This window comes from Candidatus Dependentiae bacterium (assembly GCA_003511165.1).
GTDB lineage: Bacteria > Babelota > Babeliae > Babelales > UBA12411 > UBA12411.
This window is the reverse complement of sequence record DOJW01000004.1, coordinates 174,993-195,408: the sequence shown is the minus strand read 5'-3', so window position 1 is coordinate 195,408 and position 20,416 is coordinate 174,993. Positions and strand designations below refer to the sequence as shown.

General features: G+C 31.9%; 19 protein-coding genes. 4 read left to right on the top strand and 15 right to left on the bottom strand.

Features of this window, described 5'->3' with window-relative positions; translation table 11 throughout:
- Position 1: 1 nt before the first annotated feature.
- Both DEA20_02655 and DEA20_02650 read right to left on the bottom strand, forming a co-directional pair.
- A complete protein-coding gene (locus tag DEA20_02655; protein HBS48075.1) occupies positions 2–187 on the bottom strand; it encodes a hypothetical protein in 186 nt (61 codons plus the stop codon).
- A 155-nt stretch (positions 188–342) separates the two neighbouring features.
- On the bottom strand, positions 343–765 hold the full coding sequence (locus DEA20_02650) for a Holliday junction resolvase RuvX (protein HBS48074.1): 423 nt from the start codon (positions 763–765) through the stop codon (positions 343–345).
- Positions 766–863: 98 nt separating this feature from the next.
- Here DEA20_02650 and DEA20_02645 point away from each other — a divergent pair, with 98 nt between their 5' ends.
- Together DEA20_02645 and DEA20_02640 are read left to right on the top strand one after the other, a co-directional pair.
- Positions 864–2,276, top strand: a complete 1,413-nt coding sequence (locus tag DEA20_02645) for a UDP-N-acetylmuramoyl-L-alanyl-D-glutamate--2,6-diaminopimelate ligase (protein ID HBS48073.1) — start codon at positions 864–866, stop codon at positions 2,274–2,276.
- A 150-nt stretch (positions 2,277–2,426) separates the two neighbouring features.
- Positions 2,427–4,409: a sodium-translocating pyrophosphatase gene (locus DEA20_02640; GenBank protein ID HBS48072.1), complete on the top strand. Its 1,983-nt coding sequence runs from the start codon at positions 2,427–2,429 to the stop codon at positions 4,407–4,409.
- Positions 4,410–4,494: 85 nt separating this feature from the next.
- Here the strand turns inward: DEA20_02640 and DEA20_02635 are convergent, their stop codons facing one another.
- Positions 4,495–5,004 (bottom strand): hypothetical protein, encoded by a 510-nt coding sequence (locus DEA20_02635; GenBank protein ID HBS48071.1) that lies wholly within the window; start codon positions 5,002–5,004, stop codon positions 4,495–4,497.
- 205 nt (positions 5,005–5,209) lie between these two features.
- Here DEA20_02635 and DEA20_02630 point away from each other — a divergent pair, with 205 nt between their 5' ends.
- A complete protein-coding gene (locus DEA20_02630; GenBank protein HBS48070.1) occupies positions 5,210–6,070 on the top strand; it encodes a TIGR00730 family Rossman fold protein in 861 nt (286 codons plus the stop codon).
- A gap of 46 nt (positions 6,071–6,116) precedes the next feature.
- Here DEA20_02630 and DEA20_02625 read toward each other — a convergent pair whose 3' ends face one another.
- Positions 6,117–8,663, bottom strand: a complete 2,547-nt coding sequence (locus DEA20_02625; protein ID HBS48069.1) for a preprotein translocase subunit SecA — start codon at positions 8,661–8,663, stop codon at positions 6,117–6,119.
- Between the two features lie 173 nt (positions 8,664–8,836).
- On the opposite strand from DEA20_02625, the gene DEA20_02620 reads away from it, so the two are divergent.
- Positions 8,837–9,415: a cytochrome B gene (locus DEA20_02620; GenBank protein ID HBS48068.1), complete on the top strand. Its 579-nt coding sequence runs from the start codon at positions 8,837–8,839 to the stop codon at positions 9,413–9,415.
- A gap of 229 nt (positions 9,416–9,644) precedes the next feature.
- On the opposite strand, the gene DEA20_02615 is transcribed toward DEA20_02620, so the two are convergent.
- The 11 genes from DEA20_02615 to DEA20_02565 all read right to left on the bottom strand — a co-directional run bounded on the left by DEA20_02615 (position 9,645) and on the right by DEA20_02565 (position 20,414).
- A complete protein-coding gene (locus DEA20_02615; GenBank protein HBS48067.1) occupies positions 9,645–10,133 on the bottom strand; it encodes a hypothetical protein in 489 nt (162 codons plus the stop codon).
- A 4-nt stretch (positions 10,134–10,137) separates the two neighbouring features.
- Positions 10,138–11,646, bottom strand: a complete 1,509-nt coding sequence (locus tag DEA20_02610) for a F0F1 ATP synthase subunit alpha (protein ID HBS48066.1) — start codon at positions 11,644–11,646, stop codon at positions 10,138–10,140.
- Positions 11,637–12,197, bottom strand: coding sequence for a hypothetical protein (locus tag DEA20_02605; protein HBS48065.1), 561 nt, complete (start codon positions 12,195–12,197; stop codon positions 11,637–11,639). Before DEA20_02605 ends, DEA20_02610 begins: the two co-directional genes overlap by 10 nt.
- A gap of 3 nt (positions 12,198–12,200) precedes the next feature.
- Positions 12,201–12,701, bottom strand: a complete 501-nt coding sequence (locus DEA20_02600; GenBank protein ID HBS48064.1) for a hypothetical protein — start codon at positions 12,699–12,701, stop codon at positions 12,201–12,203.
- Positions 12,691–13,062 carry a hypothetical protein gene (locus DEA20_02595; GenBank protein HBS48063.1) on the bottom strand — a complete coding sequence of 124 codons (372 nt, stop codon included), beginning with the start codon at positions 13,060–13,062 and terminating at the stop codon, positions 12,691–12,693. The genes DEA20_02600 and DEA20_02595 overlap by 11 nt, the downstream gene beginning before the upstream one ends.
- Positions 13,063–13,137: 75 nt before the next feature.
- On the bottom strand, positions 13,138–13,392 hold the full coding sequence (atpE, locus tag DEA20_02590; GenBank protein HBS48062.1) for an ATP synthase F0 subunit C: 255 nt from the start codon (positions 13,390–13,392) through the stop codon (positions 13,138–13,140).
- 485 nt (positions 13,393–13,877) lie between these two features.
- Complete coding sequence (locus DEA20_02585; GenBank protein ID HBS48061.1) at positions 13,878–14,873, bottom strand: hypothetical protein; 996 nt, start codon at positions 14,871–14,873, stop codon at positions 13,878–13,880.
- A 31-nt stretch (positions 14,874–14,904) separates the two neighbouring features.
- Positions 14,905–16,038: a tetraacyldisaccharide 4'-kinase gene (gene lpxK, locus DEA20_02580; protein HBS48060.1), complete on the bottom strand. Its 1,134-nt coding sequence runs from the start codon at positions 16,036–16,038 to the stop codon at positions 14,905–14,907.
- Complete coding sequence (locus DEA20_02575) at positions 16,001–18,172, bottom strand: translation initiation factor IF-2 (protein HBS48059.1); 2,172 nt, start codon at positions 18,170–18,172, stop codon at positions 16,001–16,003. Before DEA20_02575 ends, lpxK begins: the two co-directional genes overlap by 38 nt.
- A gap of 30 nt (positions 18,173–18,202) precedes the next feature.
- A complete protein-coding gene (gene nusA, locus DEA20_02570) occupies positions 18,203–19,312 on the bottom strand; it encodes a transcription termination factor NusA (protein ID HBS48058.1) in 1,110 nt (369 codons plus the stop codon).
- A 466-nt stretch (positions 19,313–19,778) separates the two neighbouring features.
- Positions 19,779–20,414 carry a uracil-DNA glycosylase gene (locus DEA20_02565; GenBank protein HBS48057.1) on the bottom strand — a complete coding sequence of 212 codons (636 nt, stop codon included), beginning with the start codon at positions 20,412–20,414 and terminating at the stop codon, positions 19,779–19,781.
- Positions 20,415–20,416 lie beyond the last annotated feature (2 nt).

The window sequence follows — 20,416 nt, the reverse complement described above, 5'->3', positions numbered from 1 at the left end:
TTTAGTTATCATCGCGATACTTACTTTTTTGCCTTTGATAAAACAAACTGAAAGCATCTTCTTTTAATGTTTTTTCTTTTTTCTCGATTATCTTTCCACAATTCAAACACCGCCATCCCTCAAAATTTATAAAATGGCTGAAGAATGATTGTGTTATAAGCAAACCTCCACACTTAGGACACTTCATACTACCCTCTCTCCCAAAACCGGTTTTTTGAACAGTCCTTTTTTTAATTGTAAATATTTTTTTCTAGTTTTAAAAGAGCAAATTTTAAATGAATCTAAAAAAACAATATTATTATCGAATTTTCCAATGTAATATTTACAAAAAAATTTTTAAATTTAAAAAGAAAGTGATTTAAAATCTAAAAACGTCTGCAGTATAAATGCTGCTGCTATAGAATGTTCTTTTAATTTATCATCTACCCCTTTTTTTCTTCCTTCTATGCTGCCAGCTCTTTTACTACTAAGACGCTCATCCCACAAAACCCACTTAATTTCTCGTCCATTAATTTGCGCAAATATTGTCTCCAATTTCTCTTTCACTTGCACCGTCTTTTTCGTTTGATCGCTTTCATTTCCTTTTAATGTTTTAGGATAGCCAACAACTACCGTTGATATAGGCTCTGTTTTCAAAGCCTCTTCTAAAAATTTATTTAACATTTCTATTGATACAGTTTTGTAAGGCTTGCATGTCAAACCGATAGCATCTGAAAGAGCAGATCCTACCCATTTATCACCAATATCTAGCGCTAAAGTTTTCATATAATTTACTGCTGTTTTTGTTTCTTTGTAATTTTATACTACTTAAATAGTATATCATGATATAAAATCATTAATATTTTAAATAAAAGGATTATTAAGTGTTAGATTTTAAAAATTTATTAGTAACATGTCATACAGATTTTGTAGGTAAAAATTCAACTTTTGTAGCAATCAAAGGTTTTAAAACTGATGGTTTTGACTTTATAGAAGATGCTATTAAAAAAGGTGCAAAAGAAATAGTTTTTGATCAATCTAGAGATATTTCAAAAATTTCCTCCAAATATCCCTCTATTAAATTTTTACCAGTAGAAAATACACGCAAATCACTCGCGCTTATTGCAAGCGAAAGACTAGGTAATCCTCATAAAAAATTAAAGTTAATTGGTGTAACAGGAACAAAAGGTAAAACAACTACAACTTTTTTAATAGAACATTTATTACAAAAAATTGGTTTCAAAACCGCTCTTTTAGGTTCAATCAAAAACAAAATTTTACATAGCGAAGTCCAAAGTCCGCTTACAACATTAAACGCTGATATGCTACATGCATTTTTCCATGAATGTGTTACAAATAATGTCGATTATGTAGTTATGGAAGTATCTTCACATGCATTAAGCCTTGATCGCATTTACGGTGTAGAGTTTGATATTGCATGTTTTACCAATCTCGCACCAGAACATATGGATTTTTATAAAGATTTGAATGATTATTTTGAAGCGAAATCTATACTCTTTAATCAAATAAAACAAAATGGTCATGCCATAATAAATACTGATGATACTTTTGGTGAAAAATTGGCAATTATGTTAAACACAAAAAAGAATAAATTTTCAGTCAACACCTACGGACAAAAAAAACAAAATTTTTCAAATTTTCATCAGTTTACAATTCTACAAAACTCACTTGCCGGACTTAAGGTATCAATCGATCATAAAGAATTATTATCACCGCAACTTTTTGGCGAATTTAATGCCTACAATATGTTAATGGCAACTCTTGTAGGATTCACTATCAACAAAAACTTACAGTTAAATATCTTTGAAGATTTTAAGGGCGTACCAGGCAGACTACAAAAACATATTTTAAAAAATGGAGCTTTTGCATTCGTCGATTATGCACATAATCCTTCATCTTTTGAAGCAGTCCTAAAAGCGCTTCGTCCTCTATCAAAACACTTGATAGTCCTATTTGGATGCGGCGGAGATCGTGACAGAACCAAGCGACCGATGATGGGACAAATTACAGCTAAATATGCAGATGAAGTCATAATCACAAATGACAATCCAAGAACAGAAGATCCTCAAAATATCATTAGTGAGATATTACCAGGAATAGAAGGACTAATAAAATTAACTATAGAACCAGACCGTAAAAAAGCGATAGAAATAACAGCATCTAAATCAAACAAAAATACTGTAATCGCGCTACTTGGAAAAGGGCATGAAAATTATCAAATATTAGGCACGAAAAAAATACACTTTGATGATTTTGAAGAAATTTCGAAGTTTTAAATTAAATTTTAGAAAACTTTTTCAAATATCCCCTTTTTAAAATTTGCATTATTTGTAATACTTAACAGAATCTAAATTTAATAAAATTGCCCAGCACGGCAGTTTATAGCGGATAAATAAGTTCAACGTATTCATGTAGCAGGAGTTTTTATGAGTTTTGATTTATATTCATTGATATTTTTAGCGGTAACAATTCTAGGTGGAGTTGTAACTACAATTTTATTCAAAAATGTTTCAAAAACAAAAGTTGAAGACAAAAAAGCTGCGCACATAGCAGAAATTATAAGACTCGGAGCAATGACCTTCTTAAGACAAGAATATTCAATTCTTGCAGGCGTCATTTTGATCGCATTCATCACACTCACATATTTTTTTAGCGTTACAGCAGGATTTTCATACACAGCCGGAGCACTATTTTCAATGTTTGCAGGTTATATAGGTATGAAAGCAGCAACAGCAGCAAATGTAAGAACCGCTATCGCAGCCAAAGAAAAAGGTGAAAGAGCAGCTTTTTTCAACGCTCTTTTAGGTGGAGCCGTTATGGGATTCATCGTTGCAACTCTTGGTCTTGCTGGCCTTGGTGGATTATTTTATATATTTGTAGATAGTAAAGATTATTTGACTATTATTACCGCTTTTGGTGTCGGCGCAAGCTCAATCGCATTATTTGCTAGAGTTGGCGGTGGAATTTATACCAAAGCTGCAGATGTTGGAGCAGATCTAGTAGGAAAAGTTGAAATGGGTATTCCAGAAGACGATCCTAGAAATCCTGCAGTTATAGCTGACAACGTTGGAGATTGTGTAGGCGATACAGCCGGAATGGGCGCAGATATTTTCGAATCTTATGTTGGAGCTGCTATCGCAGCGATTCAAATCGCATTTTTCACTTTTCCAGGAAATTATTCATATATATCGTTACCAATAATGCTTTCAGCAATAGGCTTAGTATCGTCTCTTATCGGTTTAGTCGCTATATTCTTTCTTAGATCAAGTTTAGGAGTACTACTTCAAGCTGCAACTTACATTTCTATCGGAGTATTTACAGCCATTTCCTATTTCTACATTGCATATGCAGGAATAGATATGCATATCTTTGGCGCAATAGCTCTTGGCGGCCTACTTGGAATTATAGTCGGCGTTTTAACAAATCACTACACAAACGGATCTCCTATCAAAAGACTTGCAGCAGCGTCGCAATCTGGACCAGGAACAAACTTAATTTACGGATTATCTCTTGGTTTTGAATCTACAGTTGCTCCTGTAATGATAATGGGACTATGTATATATGTTGCATTCACATTTTTTGGCGGACTTTTTGGAGTTGCTATCACAGCAGTAGCTATGCTTTCGACTGTTGGAATAACAATGACAGTAGATGCATATGGACCAATTGCAGATAACGCAGGTGGCATTACTGAAATGGTTGGTTACGGTAAAGATGTAAGAAAAATTACCGACAAACTTGACTCTCTTGGTAACATGACCGCAGCTCTTGGAAAAGGATTTGCAATAAGTTCCGCAGCGCTTACAGCTCTTGCTATGTTCTCTGCATATTGTGAATCTGCACATATTTCAATTTTAGATTTAAAAGATCCTATGGTTATAACGGGCCTTTTCATTGGAGGCGCAATGCCATTTTTGGTCTCTGCTTTTACAATGCGATCAGTTGGTAACGCAGCCTGGAAAATGGTTGAAGAAGTTCGAAGACAATTTAGAGAAATTACAGGATTAATAGATGGTAAAGCTGAACCAGACTACAACCGATGTGTTGCAATCAGCACAAGATCAGCTCTTGTCGAAATGCTTCCAGTAGGAATCATAACCATCGCATCTCCAATTTTGATCAGAGTTCTTTTTGGATCTGCTGGCAAAATTGCTCTCGGTGGATTTTTAGCCGGTACAACTCTTTCTGGAGTTGCACTAGGGCTTATGATGACAAATACTGGCGGAGCATGGGATAATGCTAAAAAATATATTGAAGCTGGACATTTTGGCGGCAAAGGTGGAGATGCTCACAAAGCTGCCGTCATTGGTGACACTGTTGGTGATCCGTTCAAAGATACATCTGGACCATCACTTAATATTTTAATCAAATTGATTTCTGTTATTTCACTGCTCATCGCAGTTTTGTAATAAAATAATTTAAATAAAAATCGGGTAGAAAAAGCCTATATTTCAAGGCCTTTTTCTACCCGATTTTTATTTATAATTTAAACCATCAGATTTTTCGTCTTGATGCCAAATTTAATTCATCTTGGTATCTTTTTAATGCTACTAATTTATCCAGCTTTTCTAACATTGTTACCATTGATACTGCTTCCCTTGCAGATTGCAGTGCAATTGCTGCTTGTTGCAATATCATTGCCAATGCCATATCTTCATCTGCTCTAGTCTTATCTAATTTTGCCTTTAGTACCGCTTTTCGTTGTTCAACCTTGTCTTTATATGTTTTACTCGCTAATGAGCTTAACGCAAAACCCAAAACCATACTTGATAATGGTATACTGACTAAAGTTGTTGTTCTACTAATAGGTAGATAGTCAAGCATTTTAAGTGCTACTAAACCAGAAACGCACGCTCCTGAATATGCCCAAATAATTCGATTTTTATCTACAGCAATTAAATCTTTAAAACCCCAATTTTTTGTAGAATCTGAACAGCTTATACCCATATTGCAATTTGAAATAATTCCACTTAATACTAAGGCTAAAATTATCTTTTTAAACATGAAATTAATACCCCCAACAAATTTTATAAAATTAATAAGATTAAAATATAAAATTAAGTTAAACAGGCGATATTTTTTTGTAAAATGCCTAGTTCTTCTCTTTGATTTTTGTGTAAAAAGTAAGTTTTTAAGGATAATGATGAGTTTTAAATGTATTTCTATCTAATTTCTGTACTTTTTTATTTTATTTTCCAAATAAAATTTCATGGGAGATTTTAAATCTCCCATTTTTCATTTCTACAAACAAATCAAACTATTTACTTGCACAAACAAATTTCTTTATATTTCCCATATGCTTTTAACTCTTTTGGAAATTTTATTAAAAATTGGAGAATGTAACATGTTCAAAAATTCTAAACGCATTTATCTTTTTTTACTTATTCTATTTTTTTCAATATCAACTTTATTTTATTTAAAACATAAACAAGAAATATCTTTATTTATAGAACTAGGAATAGATTCATATAACACTTCTAAGGGCTTACACAAAATAAAAAAATTAAATAAACCAGTAGTTACTTTTTTCGGTGGATCGAGAATACCTAAAAATGATTTTTATTATATCCAAGCAGAAAAATTAGCATCGCTTCTCGCGGATAAAGGCTTTGTAATTATGTCAGGCGGCGGACCCGGAATAATGGAAGCTGCAAACTCTGGCGCTATAAAAAATATGAAAAACAAAGAAGAAATTCGTAGCATTTCTGCAAACTTACATTTGCTTACAAATTTTGAAAGATCATCTAATCCATCACAATTAAAATTTTTACATGATAAATTTTGGAGTAGAAAACTTTTATTAATAAATAATTCTAATGCCTTTATAGTTTTTCCAGGAGGAACTGGAACTATAAACGAGTTAAGCGAATTATTAGTTTTAATGGAAATAGGCGCATTAGCAAAAAAAACAATAATATTGTTTGATTCTAAATACTGGAAAAAATTTATTGATTGGATGAATTTTGCAAAAACAAAAAATTTAATCTCTCAAAAGGCTTTCGATTTGATTCTCATAAAAAACAACATAGAAGAAATATTTAATTGTTTAATAAAAGAAAACTCCCACTGATAAAAAATAAAAATAGGCAGAAAAATTTCTGCCTATTTTATTAATCTTATTTGCTGCAACATTGTTTATATTTTTTGCCCGATCCACAAGGACAGGGATCATTGCGTCCAATTTTGTCAGCCTGCCTTCTAACCACTTTAGCTTCAGGATTTTCTCCTTGGCCTTTATGAAAAGATTCAATATCTGCAAGCTCTCGACGTCTTTCTTGTTCTATTTCCTTAACATTTACAGCTTCTACATCTGTTTTCTTTAATCTAAAAATATGTTGTACAATGTCACCCTTGACCTGTTCCATCATTTTTTCAAAAGCATTAAAAGATTCTCGTTTGTATTCTACAAGTGGATTTTTTTGTGCATAACCACGAAGGTGAATTCCTTCTTTTAACTTATCTAATGTTTGCAAATGAAGTCGCCATTGTTGATCAATCGTTTGCAGCAAAATCCATTTTTCAATATCTTTTACTACATCTTCCGGATATGCACCCCGATATTGATCATATTGATAAAGCAAAAATTCTGATAATACAGTTTTTACCGCATCAACATTATTATTTTTAAAGTTTAAATTTTCAAATTCACCTTTTGAAATTCCAGTTAAATTTTCAAGTGATGTAAATAACTCATCCATAGATTCTTTTGCAATATTAGGACGAGGACAAAAAATAGCTATCGATGCATATAAAACATCCAATATCATCTCTTTAATCAATTCTTGCAAAGAATCTGATTCATCTAAAATATCGCGACGATATTCATAAACAACTTTTCGCTGTTGATTTAATACATCATCATATTCAAGAAGATTTTTTCGTATATCATAATTATGTTTTTCAACTTTTTCTTGTGCTTTTTCAATTCGCTTTGAAATGAACGGATGTTCTATACAATCACCCTTTTCCATACCAAAACGCATCATACGTTGTTTTAATTTTTCACCTGCAAATATTCTAATCAGATCATCTTCTAGCGAGATATAAAATTTGGAAGATCCAGGATCTCCCTGTCTTCCAGATCGACCACGAAGCTGATTATCAATTCTGCGACTTTCATGCCTCTCTGTTCCAATAATACGTAAACCACCAAGAGCATTAACACCTTCTCCAAGTTTTATATCTGTACCTCGGCCAGCCATATTAGTTGCTATTGTGACCTTTCCTCTATCTCCAGCTTCTTTAACAATATCAGCTTCACGAGCATGATTTTTTGCATTTAAAACATTATGAGGAACACCTGATTGCGTAAGCAAATAACTTAAATATTCGGATGTTTCAATAGCAATTGTACCTACCAAAACGGGTTGGCCTAGTTTATGACAACTTTTAATATCTGCAATAACAGCTTTAAATTTATCTTCTCTATCCAAATAAATCGCATCTGCTTCATCACGTCGAATCATCTGTCTGTGCGTTGGAATAGAAATAACGGCTAATTTATAAATATCATAAAACTCTGCAGCTTCTGTCATTGCCGTTCCTGTCATACCTGCAAGTTTTTTATAAATTCTAAAATAATTTTGTAGAGTAATAGATGCTAATGTTTGATTTTCTCTTTCAATTTTTACATTTTCTTTTGCTTCAAGCGCTTGATGAAGTCCATCGCTATATCTTCTACCAGCGAGTATTCGTCCGGTAAATTCATCAACAATTAAAACTTGCCCGTCTTTAACAACATAATCAACATCCCGCTTAAAAAGTGAATTTGCCTTTAAAGCTTGAGTAACATGATGAAGTATAAAAATATTTTCAGGAGCATATAAATTATGAATTCCTAAAACCTTCTCAACCTTATCATTTCCATCTTCTGTCAAATGTACAGATTTAGCTTTTTCATCAATCTCAAAATCTGTGTCGCGTTTAAGTTTTAAAACTGCATAATTTGCAGCTGCATACAAATCAGCACCCTTTTCGGATGAGCCAGAAATAATAAGAGGAGTTCTTGCTTCATCGATCAATATAGAATCTACCTCGTCAACAATTGCATAATGTAAATCACGTTGAGCATAGTCCGCAAGATTGAATTTCATATTATCGCGAAGATAGTCAAAACCAAACTCATTATTTGTTCCATAAGTAATATCTGCGTTGTATGCTTTTTTACGATCTTCATCGCTCATTTCATTTTGGATTACTCCAACCTCAAGACCAAGATGATTATAAATTGGACGCATCCATTCACTGTCACGCCTTGCAAGATAATCGTTTACCGTTACAAGATGGGCACCTTTTCCAGATAATGCATTTAAATAAAGAGGAAGTGTCGCGGCTAATGTTTTTCCCTCTCCTGTTTTCATTTCAGAAATTTTACCTTCATGGAGAACAACGCCACCAATAAGTTGTACATCAAAATGCCGCATATTTAATTTTCTATTACTAGTTTCTCGCACAAGAGCAAATGCCTCAGGTAAGATACTATCAATAGATTCTCCGCGCGAAATTCGCTCTCTAAATTCATTTGTTTTCGCAGTTAAATCAAGATCAGAAAGTGCCTGCATTTTTTCTTCAAGTAAATTTATTTTATGAACTAAAGGTTGAATTCTGTTTAATTCCCTTTGATTTTTTGTTCCAAATATTTTGGCTAAAATTCCAGCTATCATAATCTGGTTCCCCACTTATAAAAATATTTTATTTTAAATAAAATAAAGTAAAATTTAATTTCATTGCAGACTATACTTTAACATAAATCCAAAAGTTTATAATAGCCTTTTTCCGAAAACTAAAATACTCTTTTAAAGAGCAGTAAAGTTATAATAAAATTAAGGAGAAGTTAATGAATTTTGTTAGAAAAGTATATGATTGGATGGGTGAAAAAGTACATGCAAAATATTCTTTATTTTGGCTTTTGCTTTTAACATTTCTTGAATCATTCATTTTTCCAATTCCAACGGATCCCATGCTCATTTTGTACTGTATCGAAAAACCTAAAAAATCAATTTATTTTGCGGCTCTTTCCACATTAGTTTCAGTTGCTGGGGGTTTATTTGGATATTTTATTGGTGCTTTTATGTGGAACATTGTAGGACAATATATAATTAATTACATTATTTCTCCTGCAGCTTTTGAAGCAGCAAGAGCAAAATATGTAGCATATCAAATGTGGGCAGTATTAATCGCCGGATTCACGCCGGTTCCATATAAAGCAGTTACTCTTTCAGCCGGATTTTGTCACCTTCCAGTAACACCATTTATAATTTTTTCAATAATAGGAAGAGGTGGCAGATTTTTTCTGGTTGCAGGAGCAATTCAAATATGGGGTGCACAAATTAAAAATTTTATAGACAAACATTTCAACAAACTAGCTGTTTTATTTGTGTTTTTAGTCTTATTTTTTATTTGGCTAATTAAGTAAAATTTTTTAAAAATTTTTGAAATAAAAAAGAGCCTTTTTGGAAACTTCGTTTTCCTTGACATGCATATACCAGGTTGATACCATGTTGCAAGATTTAGAAAATTATGACGATAGTGTATAATAGAAATTAAGTTGTTCTTTAAATTTTCAAAACGTCCCTAAATGGACAATACCCATCTGGTATTGTTCGCCCCCCCAACCCTCCGACTTGTTCTAAGTTGGAGGGATTTTATTTGGAGCATTTTTCACAAATTATTTTGCTTGCTGGGCCTACAAAAATTTTCCCATCAACATCAAAAACACCCCGAACAAAATAACACCACAAATATTTTTTAGAAGGAGATTCTTGGAATAGATTTTCTTTAATTGGTTTGCGATTTATTGGAGTTTCATTTGCAAAACCATTTCTTGGAAATCTGTAAACATTATATCCAACGAGAATGACATTTTTTTTCACAAATTCATTTTTGGGATGGTTAGAATAATTAAATTCAATTTCATAAGAAGGTTCTAACTTTCCCCATTCTAAGACTCTTTTGGTATCAACAATCTGCAAACTCAAACACTTAATGGCTGGAAAATACAAACTATTGATATTTATATCTTGTTTTTTGTCCCTAAATACAAAAATATTTCTAGGTTTTCTTCCACAAGAAAAAAAAGTTCCAAAAACCAAAATTAATAAGGTAAATTTGTAAAAAATAAATTTATTCTGCATAAATTTATTTTTTCAAAAATGTAATTTTAAATTCTTGTGCATATTTTCTCAATGCTGACTGAGAAATTTGATCCAGATCTTGCGTCTTATTAATTTGCTCATAAACCTCAAAGTAAACTTCTCTAACATAACTTGCAAAAAGAATTGCAAATTTTTTAACATCTTCAAAACTTAAATCATCTAAAAAATTATCTTTCAATAAAAATAAGAAAATTGTTTGGTCAACAAAAGAGTAATGATCATGCACTGGTTGTTTTAAAAGCTCAATAGATCGCTTTCCCCTGTCCAAGATATGCTGACTTGTTTTATCAAGCTCGGAACCAAATTGAGCAAATGCGGCAATCGAATCATATTGCGCAAGCTCCAATTTCAAAGAACCACAAACCTTCCTCATTGCTTTTGTCTGAGCCGCGCCTCCAACTCTTGAAACTGATAGTCCAGTACTGATAGCTGGCCTTATTCCCATATTAAATAAATTTGTATCAAGCACAATTTGCCCATCTGTAATCGAAATCAAATTTGTTGGAATATATGCAGTCAAATCATCACCTTGGGTTTGAATAATTGGAATGGCGGTTAAAGAACCCCCTCCAAGCTCATCCGAAAGCTGACAAGACCTCTCTAAAAGTCTTGAATGTAAATAAAAAATATCTCCCGGGTATGCTTCTCGTCCAGGAGGTCGACGTAAAAGCAATGAAAGCTCTCTATATGCAATAGCATGATTAGTTAAGCTATCATAAATTATCAAAACATCTTTACCTTTATTCATCAAGTATTCACCAATCGTACATCCAACATATGGAGCAAGATATAAATTAACAGCTGTTTCTTTTGCATCAGCATCAATAACAATTGTATAATCCATAGCCCCATTACGCTCAAAAAGATCTACCATTTTAGCAGTACTTGATTGTTTATGTCCTATAGAAACATAAATACAGATAACATCTTTACCTTTTTGATTTAATACCATATCTAATGCTATTGTAGTTTTTCCTGTATTTCTATTTCCGACTAAAAGCTCTCTTTGCCCTTTACCAATAGGTATTAAAGCATCAATAAATGTTATACCCGTCTCAAAAGGACGGCTAACAGGTTTTCGCGCAACTATTCCAGGAGCGGTCTTTTCAATAGATACTTTTTCTGTATATTCTAATTCACCAATAGAATCTAAAGGTAATCCAGTTGCTCCTAAAACTCTGCCTACTAATTTTTCACCAACAGGAATTCGCAAAACGTTTCCAGTTCTTCTGGCAACTTCTTGTTCATAAACAGGAATATTATTGTCGAGCAAAACAACAGAAACAAAATCTTCATCTAAATCTAAAACAATTCCACTGCTACCCGATTCAAACTCTATTAACTCACCATACACCGCATTGGTAAGTCCATAAACTCTAGAGATTCCGTCCCCAACTTTTATAACTCTTCCAACCTCTTCCAATTTTTCTTGAGGTTCTGAACTCAAAGATTTTTCAAATAATGATATAAGATCGGTATCTTTTACACGCATGATAATCCCTTTTTAGAAATGATTTTTTTTGCCTCAATAAGCTCTTTTCTTATTGAACGCTCCCACAATAATGTAAGACTCTCCATTCTTAAACCAACGATTAAAGATGGATCCACAAGAAATTGCGTCAAAACCTTTTTATGTAAAAAATTATTTAAAGTTTTTTCAGCTATATCTTTTTCCGCTTGGGATAACGAGTGAGAGCTCATGATCTTAAAACTCTCAATGTTTTTAATTTTTTTATACTGATTCCAAATATTTTTTAAAACTAAATCTAAAATATCGATTCGACCCGACTTTAAAAGTAAAATGATTAAATTTTTTAAACATTCTTTTAATCCAAAAAACTTAATCATTTTTGACACTACAAATTCTTTTGTTTCAAACAAAATCCCTGGAATAGAAAGAGAGACATAAAAATACCCCCTGTCTTTTAAAAAAAATTCAAAATTCGAAATCTTTTGCATATCGTCAAGAGTCAATTGATCCGAATATAAATCCAAAAAAGCAACCGCATATTTTTTTGCTACAGAATTTTTACTTTCTATCATAATTTATTTTTTAAGTTTTAACTCCAGCTTTTTCATCAACTCTTGAAGTAAAACAGCACCCCTATCCCCTCCAAAATTTTCACTCATTTCTCTCTGAGCTTCAAAAACAGCAACAGGAACCACCTCTTGCTGCAATTTTGCTAAATATAACTCTTTTGATTGAAACTTTTTTTTCTCTATCAAATTATTTTTTAATATACCGTTTTCTTTTTCTAACTCTTTACTGCGTAATAAAACAGCATTATGCCACTTTTCAATTTTGTTTTCTAAAGAAATAAATTTAACATTTTGCTCTATTAGATCTTTTTCGACTTTACTTTTTAATCTTAAAAGACTTCCTAGCTTTTCCTCTAAAGCGCGCCAATGTTTTCTAGCAGCTCTGATTTCTTGAATTATTATTGGCAAAAGCATAGAGCGAAACAAATTAAAAATAACTATACAAAAAAGAAAGAATAAAGTTAGTTGAAAGGCGACATGTAATAAAAAATCATAATCAACGAACACGCGACACCTCTTTGATCAAAACATTTTTAAACTGCTTGATCGAATCCTCTACCTCTTTTTGGTTTCTTTGATATGTAACAAAAGTAGAAATTTTGACCGGTTCTTTTATCAATTCAACCGTTTTTGTATGCATTTTTTGTTGAAAATTAAAAAGTTTTAATTCTTTTTGTTGTTGCATTTCATCTATAACCTTTTCTTCCGTTTGCAAAGAAACAGTTAAAACTTTTTCTTTATTTTTTTTCTGCTCTAAAAAATTCAAAACAGGCCTAAAAACAAATTTATTCAACAATTGATAAGTAATTATAAAATTTATGATTTGAATGAAAATAGTGAAGTTAAATTCTATAAGAGTTTTTTCCATAACAATGGGCCTTTCTCTTCTTTAAAAAGGCAAAGGGTGAAGAGATGTTCGCATTTAACTTATGTTATAAAACTATCACCCTAAAAGAATCAATAATATTGCTATTACAAAACAATAAATAGCTGCAGATTCTATTATTCCTATAGCAACAAGCATTGTGCGCATTATTAATCCGGCGCTTTCAGGTTTCTTGGCTATAGATTCGCAAGCCTTTGCACCAACAAAACCCTGCCCCAAAGCTGGACCAAGCGCTCCTAACCCCATACATAATCCCGCGCCTAAAAGAGCCGCTACCCTGACCCAATTAATCACTTCTATAGCTTCAGACATTTCTTTCCTTCCTAAAATTTCAATCTCTTCTTTTACTAAAAATTTTCTTAGTTATTTAAAACATGATTATGAACGGTTGTCTAAACTTTTGTCAAATAGTCAGATGAATAAACTATAGTTATACAGCGAATAAACCATTTCATAACGAATAAGGTGCTAAATTAATAAGCTAGAGAGGAGATGTAAATTTAAGAATTAATATAACACCTTATTCTTATAGCAGTTTCAACCAAAATAAAATAAAGCGAATTTTGCATTAAAATCGAAGGTCATTATTTCAATCTTTATTTTATAGTACCAAAATTCCATTTGGTAAGAATAATTCTGTCATAAAAATAATCCTCCGCAATCTTACATATTAACAAATAAATTCATGCAACATCAAAACCTTCATTTATAAATAGATTTTACAAAAAAGAATGATTTGATTTAAATAAAATTTAAACGCAACAAGAAACAATGACAACAAAAAAAAGCACTAATATTTATTTTTTTTGAAGATAAACATAAGAAACCCATAAAAACCAGAAGGCAATAAGAGCATAAAAAAGTGAAACAATACTCACAAAATTAAAAAGAAATAAAATTGCAAAAATTGAATAATATATTGCAAAAACCGAGGTCATTAACAAAATTTTGTATTTGCTTAATTTTTTAGCCAAAAGAAAAGACGCTATATGATGCGGACTCCCTCTGTAAAAAGGAATCCCTAAAAAAGTTCTTATCAGAATTAACATGGTAACTTCACTAAGAGGAACTATTAAAATCAAAATAGGAACAAAAAAACCAAATTCATTTTTAGAACTCCAACAAAAAAGCAAGGGAACTGCTGCTAAAAACCCGCCTAAAAACAATGATCCGCAATCTCCCATATAGATCTTTGCCGAAGGTTTATTATAAATAAAAAAGACAAGCAGTGGGGCAATAAAAGTGATTAGCAATAAACTCAATAAATACTGCTTCATTAAAATAGCTATTACAAAAAAACTAGTTGCTGCAATTATCGCTAAAGAAGTAGATAAACCATCCATCACATCTACCAAATTAAAAGCGTTAATGATCAATAACATCCAAAATCCAGAAATAGCTAGACTCCAAAAATCAGAAAAAAATGCTTCTTTTAAAGACAGCCCGCCTCTTAAAAAACATATTACAGCTACAACTTGACCAATAAGTTTTTGCAATGGAGAAAAATTTATAAGATCATCAAAGAATCCTACAAATAAAATCAAAATACAACCAATAACTAGCCATAAAATAGAATTTTTAAATGGATAAAATAAGCCTAAAGTACAAATAAAGGAAACAAAAATCGCAATTCCACCAAGGTATGGTACACCTCCATCATGTTTTTTTATTTTCCCATCAGGAAAATCCATAATAGAATATTTGTAAGCAATCTTGGTAACGATTTTTATGAGATAAAAAGTGAAAATAAATGCAAAAACAAAAGATGCTATGTGAAGAATCAAAAAATTCATTCTAAACTCCCTTTTATACTGAAGATTTTAATCAAATTTTAATAAGATTAAAAAATAAAATTTCCTCTTCCTTGTTTAAAAAATCAAATGAAATATCTAAAAAATATATTTTTTTTAATAACTTAGGATCTAGCTCTGAAAAAAAATTACAGATTTTTACCCAGTCTTTTAGAGTTGTTATTACACCAAACGCATCTAGACTATCCGATATCTCTAATATCTTGATTACCTCTTGAATAGAATATTGATGATGATCTTCAAATTCTATCGATTTCACTAAATTAATTTTTGTTTTTTCTAGCGATCTGCAAAAACCACTAAAAGAGCCTATTCCGGCAAAAGCAACAAACCGCTTCGATTCAAAATCATCAATTAAAAATCTTTTCATTTCAGAATTCATAAAAAAACTTAAAGCATGTTTTCCAAAAAATATATTTTGTTTTTTTATTCCACGTTTTAGCTCTAAGCGTTTTTTATCATCAATTTCATCCGCATGTGTAAATATAATAATATCGGCACGATTTATATCTTTTTCACGCAGCGGGCCAGCAGGTAGACAATGATTATTGCCAAAAGGATTTCGAGCATCCAGCAAGAGTATTTCATAATCTTTTTTAAGAGCAAAATTTTGATATGCATCATCTAAAACTAAATAATTACATCCTAAATTATTTAGCAAATCCACCGATTTGCTACGATTTTTACCTATAACAACAGGAATCTTTAAAGAAGACGCTAGCATGAAAGCTTCATCGCCACAAAAATCCGATTTACAAAAAATATTATTGCCATCCGAAACTAAAAAACTTTTCCCTGTTTTTTCATTTTGGCTTTTGTATCCTCGCAAAAGAATAGCCCCTTTAGCTTTAATATTTTCAATCAAATATCTAGCCAAAACAGACTTTCCCGTGCCCCCACAAGAAATATTACCAATAGATATAACTTTGAAATTTGTTTTTAAAGGCTTTCCAAAATTTTTATTCCAAAAAATAAAACCTTGAAAAAATATTTTATAAAAAAATTCGAAAATAAATAAAAAATACAGAATTATTTTATTAAAAAAGGATAAAGACTTTTCATCTTTATCCCATAAATTAATAATTTTATTTTTTATACTAAAGAGTTTATTACTCAGATTTCTCCACAAAGCATTCAATGATATCATCTACTTGCCAATCTTGAAAATCATGACAGAAAAATGCAAACTCTAATCCTACACCGACTTCTTTTACGGTGTTTTTATCTTTTTGCAAGCTTACAATTTTGCCACCGCCAACAATTCTACCATTTCGTAAGCATTTAACATTTCCTTCTCTTACAAAAGAACCTTCTCTAACCCTAGCTCCTGTAATGAGACCTTTACCCTTTATATCAAAAACTTTAAGTACAACAGCGGATCCTGTTTTAACGTTGGTAATTTTAATTTTCTTCTTTGACTTTATAAGATTTTCTAGATACTCAACAAATTTATAAATTATTTGATGAAGCTCTATTTCCAAATGATTAAACCGCGCTAAAACAGCCGCGTTTCGTTCAACTTTTACATTCATCCCTATAAGAATTGACTGCGAATTTACAGACAAATCAACATCTTTTTCTGTAATATCCCCGACACTGCAATGAATTACACGAACTTGCGAAAAGTCACTTTTATCATATTTTTTTGATAATTCTTTTATCGTACCCAAAATGGCTTCTGATGTTCCAAAAGTATCACACTTGATAACTAAATTTATATTTTTTTCTTCAGTAGCAAATAAATCAACAGAAGGTGTTATTTGAACAGTTTGCGCACTCTTGTTTAAAATCAAATCTTTTTCTTTTTGATACTTTTCAAAAACAACTACTTCTAATTTTTCGCCCGAAGATGGAATTTTATCAAACCCAATTAATTTAACAGGAACCGACGGACCAACTTGACTTAAACGGTCTCCGGTTTCATTTATGATCAATCTTACTCTTCCAGAAGTCGATTCACCCAAAAAGTAATCCCCTACTTTCAAAGTTCCCTCGAGACCCATAACAGTTGCGACCGAACCATAACCTTTTTCAATGCTAGACTCTAAAACAAAAACTTTAGCAGGATTTGAAGGATATGCTTTTAAATCCATCATTTGAGCTTGCAAAACAATCATTTCTAAAAGCTCTTCGACGCCTTTTCCTGTTTTTGCAGAAATAGGAACCGCAACGGTAGTACCACCCCAGTCTTCAGTTGTTAATCCATACTGAACCAACTGTCTTTTTACTCTTTCTATATAAGTAACTGATTCAATTTTATCTATTTTGTTTATAGCTACAATAATAGGAACTTCTGCCGCTTGGGCACATTTAATAGCCTCAACTGTTTGCGGCATTATTCCATCATCTGCTGCAACTACTAAAACAACCAAATCTGTTATTTTAGCACCGCGACTTCTCATATGCGAAAAAGCCGCATGTCCAGGAGTGTCTAAAAAAACAACCTTTCCATGAGCAGAATCAACTTCATAAGCGCCTAGATGTTGAGTAATACCACCTTTTTCTTTTGCCGCAACGCGAGTCTTTCTAATAAAATCTAAAAGAGTTGTTTTTCCATGATCAACATGTCCCATAACTACAACAATCGGCCAGCGATTTACAGAGTCATTAGACTCTTTTATTTCAGATTTTAAAGAAAATTGAGCAGAATCAAATTTGTTTTTTAGAACAACATTTAAACCGAATTCTTTTGCAAGCGACGCTATTAAATCAGCAGAAAGCACAAAATTTCGATTATAAACCATACCCTTTTTCATCAAAGATAAAATCAAGTCGCCCGAAAGTTTTCCCATAAGATCTGCAGCTTCAAAAAGAGGCATATCTTTGTCTATAATAATATCTGTAAGCATCTTTTTCTTTTCAGGAAATACAGAATGTTTTTCTTCTTTTTGAAATTCCACTGTTTTTTTAACAACAGGTTGTTGAATTGGTGAAATTGGTTGAATTTTCAAAGGTTGTTCTTTTACTAAAGTCTTTTTAGGCTCAGGTTCTTTTTTTTCTTCAATTAAACTTGATTCAACAAGAGCTTTCTTTGATTTTGGCTTTTTTTCTAAGCCGGTTTGTGTTGTTTTAATTTTGTTATCTTTCAATTTTTTTTGTTCAATATCGTCTTGAGTAATATTTGAATTTTTACTTTTATTAAAATGATCTTGCAAATAAAGTAATGCATCTTCTTTTAAAACAGAAATGTGCAAATAAGGAGAAAATCCAGCTTTTTCCAAAAGTTGAATTAAATCTTTACTGGATAAACCCATTTGTTTCGCAAGCTCGTAAATACGCATAAAAATCCTAAATTTCTAAAATCTTTTTAATTAATCTTCGGTGTCGCTTTCAAGAAGCGAATCTTCTAGCTTGTTATCTTTTTCAGCATCAGAAGAAACTTGTTGTAAATTTATTTCAACCCCAGTTAACCTCGAAGCCAAGAGAATATTTCTTCCTAGCTTGCCTATAGCCAAAGATCGTTGGTCTTGAGCTAGCCAAACCATAGCTGTTCTATCATCAACAATCTCAACCTTATCCACCTCGGCAGGTTTCAATGAATTTTTTACAAGATTTTCAAGAGAATTATCCCATTGAATTACATCAATTTTTTCACCACTAAGCTCTTTTAAAATAGGCTTAATTCTAACACCATCGACACCCACACACGTTCCAACAGGGTCAATTTCTTTTCGGTGAGAGGCTACGGCTATTTTTGTTTTATATCCAGGAACTCTAACAATTTTCTTTATCTCAACAATTCCCTCAAAAATTTCAGGAATTTCTATTTCAAAAAGTTTTTTAACAAAATCCGCAGATGCGCGGTCTAAAATTAACTGATAATCGCTTCTTGGAGTTCTTAAAACTTCTGAAAGTAAAGCGCGAACGGGCACGCCCATTCTAAAAATCTCTCCTGGAATTACTCCGGAAAGAGGAAGTAACGTCATTACATCTCCAAGCTGTACGACATATCCGGAGCGCTCTTTTTTATGAACAATTCCGTTAACAATTGTATTTGCCTTGTCTTCAAACTCTGCAAAAACAGCATCTTGTTCAATTTTTCTAATTTTATTTGCGATAACTTGTCTTGCGACCAAAATTTCAATTCTGCCTATTTTTTCTTCAAATGGCACTTCTATTTCTTGGCCAACGGACGCTTCGGTGTTTATTTTTTTAGCTTTTTTTAGCAAGATTTGAGATTCTTCGCTTTGAACATCTTCAACAATTTGTTTTTTAGTGAAAACTTCAGGTTCTCTGGTTTTTTTATTAAAACTTACAGAAAATTCATATTGTGGAAATTTTTTATTGTATGCAGCAAGGATTCCTTCGCATACCGCTATTATAACTTTTTCTCTATCAAGTCCACGGTCTTCGACCAAACCTTCAATAACATCATCTAGTTTCACAGAATTATCTCTTTTTGTTTTAATAAACCCTAACAAATTACCTTAAGCTTCAAGTTTAGATCTTTTTTCAAAAAAGTGAAGCAACTTACTTTTTACTTCTGGTTTTCTTACTTTATTTTTGAGTTCTCTTAATTAACTTAATAGTTATATAAATATAAAGAACGTTGTTAGTGAGTATAGAGGTAAATTGTGGATAACTCAGTCGCAAAATCGAGTTTTATTTGATTACTAGAGGGGTTATGGGTTTGCGAGAATTGTGGATAACCTGTGGATAACTTGTGGATAAAGTGTGTATAAGTTATTTTTTAGTATAAATTAACACCTTCAATTCTGTTATTGAATCGCATTTTATAAAAACCGCCCAAAGCGCGCCATTTGGTTTTAGTTGATTAGATAGGTTGTTTCGAAAGGTTATCCACAAGTTATCCACAAGTTATCCACAAGTTATCCACAAGTTATCCACAATGATTATTTCCAGGTGAAATTATTTTTAATGATATTTTCATATAGAAATATTGCTAAGCTTTTCTATTATTTTTTGCATATCTTCCCATACTTTTCTCTTTTCTTCTGGATTGCGTAAAAGATAAGCAGGGTGATAAGTTGGCATAACTAAAATGTTATCAAATGTATGAAAATTTCCACGAGCTTTGCCGATGCGAATTTCTTCGCCGAGCAGTGCTTGAGTTGCGCAGCTGCCAAGTGTGCAAATTATTTGTGGTTTAATAATACTTATTTCTTTAAATAGATATAAATTTTTGCAAATTTGGCTTTCGGATGGAAGTGGGGTTCTGTTTTCTGGTGGGCGACATTTTACGACATTCGAGATATATACATCTTCTCGTTTTAATTTCATAGCTTCTATGATTTTTGTTAAAAGTTTTCCGGCGCGTCCGACGAATGGTTTTCCTTGAGCATCTTCATCTCTTCCTGGTCCTTCGCCAACAAACATTAATTTTGTGTTAATGTTTCCATATCCAAAAACTGTTTGAGTTCTTCCTTGTTTTGCTAGAGGACATTTTGTGCAAGTACTACATTTTATTGTAAGGTTGTTTAACTCTTCTCTCTTTTCGGAGGTTGTTAGTTTTGATGAAAATTGTATCTGCGATTCTTTTAATAAATTTTTTATTTGTTCCATTT

Excerpts from the sequence above, each read along its gene's own strand:
- atpE (HBS48062.1), bottom strand. The coding sequence starts at position 13,392 with ATGTCTGAAGCTATAGAAGTGATTAATTGGGTCAGGGTAGCGGCTCTT.
- DEA20_02635 (HBS48071.1), bottom strand. The coding sequence starts at position 5,004 with ATGTTTAAAAAGATAATTTTAGCCTTAGTATTAAGTGGAATTATTTCA.
- DEA20_02615 (HBS48067.1), bottom strand. The coding sequence starts at position 10,133 with ATGCAGAATAAATTTATTTTTTACAAATTTACCTTATTAATTTTGGTT.
- DEA20_02625 (HBS48069.1), bottom strand. The coding sequence starts at position 8,663 with ATGATAGCTGGAATTTTAGCCAAAATATTTGGAACAAAAAATCAAAGG.
- DEA20_02565 (HBS48057.1), bottom strand. The coding sequence starts at position 20,414 with ATGGAACAAATAAAAAATTTATTAAAAGAATCGCAGATACAATTTTCA.
- DEA20_02620 (HBS48068.1), top strand. The coding sequence starts at position 8,837 with ATGAATTTTGTTAGAAAAGTATATGATTGGATGGGTGAAAAAGTACAT.
- DEA20_02595 (HBS48063.1), bottom strand. The coding sequence starts at position 13,062 with ATGGAAAAAACTCTTATAGAATTTAACTTCACTATTTTCATTCAAATC.
- DEA20_02585 (HBS48061.1), bottom strand. The coding sequence starts at position 14,873 with ATGAATTTTTTGATTCTTCACATAGCATCTTTTGTTTTTGCATTTATT.
- DEA20_02655 (HBS48075.1), bottom strand. The coding sequence starts at position 187 with ATGAAGTGTCCTAAGTGTGGAGGTTTGCTTATAACACAATCATTCTTC.
- DEA20_02630 (HBS48070.1), top strand. The coding sequence starts at position 5,210 with ATGGGAGATTTTAAATCTCCCATTTTTCATTTCTACAAACAAATCAAA.
- DEA20_02605 (HBS48065.1), bottom strand. The coding sequence starts at position 12,197 with ATGATAGAAAGTAAAAATTCTGTAGCAAAAAAATATGCGGTTGCTTTT.
- DEA20_02575 (HBS48059.1), bottom strand. The coding sequence starts at position 18,172 with ATGCGTATTTACGAGCTTGCGAAACAAATGGGTTTATCCAGTAAAGAT.
- DEA20_02640 (HBS48072.1), top strand. The coding sequence starts at position 2,427 with ATGAGTTTTGATTTATATTCATTGATATTTTTAGCGGTAACAATTCTA.
- DEA20_02610 (HBS48066.1), bottom strand. The coding sequence starts at position 11,646 with ATGCGTGTAAAAGATACCGATCTTATATCATTATTTGAAAAATCTTTG.
- DEA20_02650 (HBS48074.1), bottom strand. The coding sequence starts at position 765 with ATGAAAACTTTAGCGCTAGATATTGGTGATAAATGGGTAGGATCTGCT.
- lpxK (HBS48060.1), bottom strand. The coding sequence starts at position 16,038 with ATGATATCATTGAATGCTTTGTGGAGAAATCTGAGTAATAAACTCTTT.